Genomic DNA, 3,751 nt, shown 5'->3' with positions numbered 1-3,751 from the left:
GCGCGCGCCGCGGCGATCGCCGCCTCGGCGCCGGCGCGGCCCAGGGCCGGCGTCACGCCGGACAGGTGCAGCAGTTGTGCGCCGGCGAGCAGGGCAGGCCAGTCGTAGCGGTCGGGTGAGGCGCGCGCGAACGCAGAGTCGGCGCGGTCGTAGAGCACCTCGCTGGGCCGCTGCAGCGCGCCGGTCTCGAGGAAGTACAGCCCCATGCGGCCGGGCGCGAAGTTCAGCCGCGTGGTGTCCACGTCGTGACGACGCAGCTCGGCGACCGCGGCGCGGCCCAGCGCGTTGTCGGCGACCGTGCCGATGCAGCCGACCCGATGGCCGAAGCCGGCCAGCGCGATCGCGACGTTGGCCTCGGCGCCGCCGACATGGACCTGCAGCTGCGGCGACTGCAGCAGCAGTTCGCGGCCCGGACTGGCCAGACGCAGCAGCAGCTCGCCGAAGCAGAGAATGCGTGTCCTCATGACCGATCCTCGGCTGCCGGCCGGCCCGTCCGCAAGAGGCCGGCGCACGGTGTACGGCGAGCGTCCGCAGTCGCATGGTGCAGTGCATTGTCCTGCCGTCCGCACCGGACAAGATGTGCGCCAGAGTTTCGATATCGCGCATAACCTGTTGAAAATATTGTATTCATGGAAAGACTCCAGATCATCGATTGTCGATCGGCCCAGGCAGGACCGGCCGGCCGGGTTGACGTTTCTGCTCGTCTTGTTGCTGCGTTGCGGTGTTTGCTAGGCTTTCTGTCCACCGGTGTCATTAAGAACAATTAGCTGAAATTGCTACCGGTGTCATCTTGCATGATCCGCACGCCGTCGTGCGCACAGGCCTGCTTACAGGAGGGAGTAGACGTGAAAACCCGCATTAGCCGTACCGGTCGTCCGCTGCTGACAACGCTTTCGGGCGCGATCCTGATTTCACTCTATGGCGTGCCGCAGCGCCTGGTCGCGGCCGAGCCCGTGCAGCCCGATGCGGGCGCCGCGATCGGGGCGGAGTCCGCCGCGACACCGGCGGATACCGCGGCGCCGGCTGCCGGTGCCGATCCCGACACCCTCGGCGAAATCGTCGTGACCTATCGGCAGAGCCTGGTCAAGGCGCTGGAGGCCAAGCGCGAGTTCACGACGCAGACCGACGTGATCATGGCCGAGGACATCGGCAAGTTTCCGGACCTGAATCTCGCCGAATCGCTGCAGCGCATTCCCGGCATCTCGATCGCGCGCGACGCAGGTGAAGGACGCCAGATCTCGGTGCGCGGCCTCGGTCCGGATTTCACGCGCGTGCGCATCAACGGCATGGAAGGTCTGTCGACGACCGGCGGTACCGATTCCTCGGGCGGCAACAACCGCGGCCGCGGCTTCGACTTCAACGTGTTCGCCTCGGAGCTGTTCAACCGCGTCGAGGTGCACAAGACCGCGTCGGCCGAAGTGCAGGAGGGCTCGCTCGGCGCGACCGTCGATCTGCACACGCCGCGGCCGTTCGACTTCGACCGCTTCACGTTCGTGAGCTCGGGCCAGCTCGGCTACAACGACCTCGCCGACGAAACCAATCCGCGTGCCTCGGCGCTGGTCAGCAATACATTCTTCGACGGCCGCTTCGGCGCGCTGTTCTCGGTCGCCTACAGCGATCGCGCGCTGACCCAGGAAGGCGCGAGCACCGTGCGCTGGGACAACGGCACCAGCAGCGGCGGCTTCAACGCGAGTTCGCCGTTCGCCGCGGCCAACCAGAGCACGACCTTCCATCCGCGCATTCCGCGCTACGGCGTGCTCGAGCACGACCAGGAACGCCTCGGCATCACCGGCGCGCTGCAGTGGCAGGTCGCCGACCGCACGATGGCGTCGCTGGACCTGCTCTACGCCGACTTCGACGCCAAGCGCACCGAGAACTTCCTCGAGGCCGTTTCCTTCAGCCGCAGCGGCGCGAACGGCAAGCCGCAGACCGTCGTGCGCGACGGCGTGGTGTCCTCCAACGGCAATCTGGTCTACGGCCTGTTCGACGACGTCGACGTGCGCTCGGAGTCGCGCTACGACGAGCTGGCCACGACGTTCAAGCAGGCGAATCTGAATCTCGACCACGAGTTCAGCGACAGCTTCCGCATGAACGCGCTGATCGGCCACTCGCGCTCGGACTTCGACAATCCGATCCAGACCACGATCACCCTGGACCGCGCCAACACCGACGGCTATTCCTGGGACTACCGCGGCAACGACCGCCTGCCGGCGATCAACTACGGCTTCGACGTGCGCGACCCGGCCAACTGGAACTTCGCCAACGGCCTGTCGGAAATCCGCCTGCGCCCGAACGCGACGGCCAACCTGTTCACGAACCAGCAGCTGAACTTCACCTGGGAAGCGGCGCCGGCGTTCACCTTGAAGGGCGGCGCCGACTTCAAGGCCTACAAGTTCTCGACTTTCGAGGCGCGCCGCGCGTCGGAAGTCAGCGTGCCGAACCTGCCGGCCGGCACGTCGCTGTCGGATCTCACGCGCATCCTCGTGTTCGGCAACAACCTGGACCTGCCCGGCGGCACGGATTCGTCGTTCCTGATTCCCGACATCGACGCGTTCGCGCGGCTGTTCGACATCTACAGCGGGCAGGGCACGTTCACCGTGTCGCCGTCGGCATCGGGTGCGATCGGCAACAACCGCAGCGTCAAGGAACGCGACCGCGGCGGCTGGCTGCAGGGCGATTTCGAGACCAGCACCTTCGGCATTCCGCTGCGCGGCAACGTCGGCCTGCGCTACGTCAGGACCGAGCAGGAATCGACCGGCTTCGCCGTGATCAACAGCCGGCCCACGTTGACGACGGTCGAGCGCGAATACAGCGACACCCTGCCGTCGATGAACCTGGCCTGGGACCTCAACGACGATCTCGTGCTGCGCCTCGGCGCGGCCAAGGTCATGTCGCGTCCGGGTCTCGGCAACCTGACGCCGGGTGTCAGCGTCAGCGTCAGCGGCGGCAACCGCGTCGTGACCGGCGGCGATCCATTCCTCGACCCGTTCCGCGCCAAGACCTTCGATCTGGGCCTCGAATGGTATTTCGCGCCCGAGTCGGTGCTCGGCGCGGCGGTGTTCTACAAGGACATCGAATCCTTCGTGCAGACCTCGCGCGAGACGCGGCCGTTCAATACCTCGGGCCTGCCGGCGAGCCTGCTCGAAGGCACCGGCGCGTCGCCGACCGACGACTTCCAGTTCAACATCCCGGTCAACACGCCGGGCGGCAAGCTGCGCGGCGTGGAGCTGTCCTACCAGCAGCCGTTCACGTTCCTGCCGGGTTTCTGGAGCCATTTCGGTGCCATCCTCAACTACACCTACGTCGACTCCAAGATCCAGTACGTGACCTCCACCGGCGCGAACTCGCTGAAGACCGATCTGACCGGCCTGTCGAAGAACGCCTACAACGCGACCCTGTACTTCGAGAAGGACCGCTTCAGCGCGCGCGTGTCGACGGCCTATCGCAGCGGCTATCTGACCACGGTGCCGGGCCGCAACAACAACGACATCGAAGGCACCAAGGGCACGACGAATGTGGATTTCCTCGCGACCTGGAAGATGAACGAACACGTCGAGTTCACGCTGGAGGCGGTCAACCTCACCGACGAATACAACGACCAGTGGGTCGATTCGTCCGGCGACCGCAGCTCGGTCTACGACCATACCGGCCGCGAGTTCTTCGTCGGTGTGCGCCTACGCAACTGACCGCGGCGCTCCGGGCACGGCGCGGCAGCGCGCCGGCGCAGCCGCGGCCGCGCGACCGACGCGCG

General features: G+C 66.6%; 2 protein-coding genes. One reads left to right on the top strand and one right to left on the bottom strand.

Translation table 11 applies throughout. From position 1 onward, the window contains the following. Positions 1-464: PfkB family carbohydrate kinase (locus tag NON22_RS21610; protein ID WP_257389066.1), on the bottom strand; the 464-nt coding region annotated here is incomplete at its 3' end. Between the two features lie 459 nt (positions 465-923). Here NON22_RS21610 and NON22_RS21605 point away from each other — a divergent pair. Next, positions 924-3,686: a TonB-dependent receptor gene (locus tag NON22_RS21605; RefSeq protein WP_425508012.1), complete on the top strand. Its 2,763-nt coding sequence runs from the start codon at positions 924-926 to the stop codon at positions 3,684-3,686. Positions 3,687-3,751: the final 65 nt, after the last annotated feature.

This window comes from Tahibacter caeni (assembly GCF_024609805.1).
Classification (GTDB): Bacteria; Pseudomonadota; Gammaproteobacteria; order Xanthomonadales; family Rhodanobacteraceae; genus Tahibacter; species Tahibacter caeni.
Note: the sequence above shows the minus strand (reverse complement) of the source record. Positions and strands in the feature narration are given on the sequence as shown.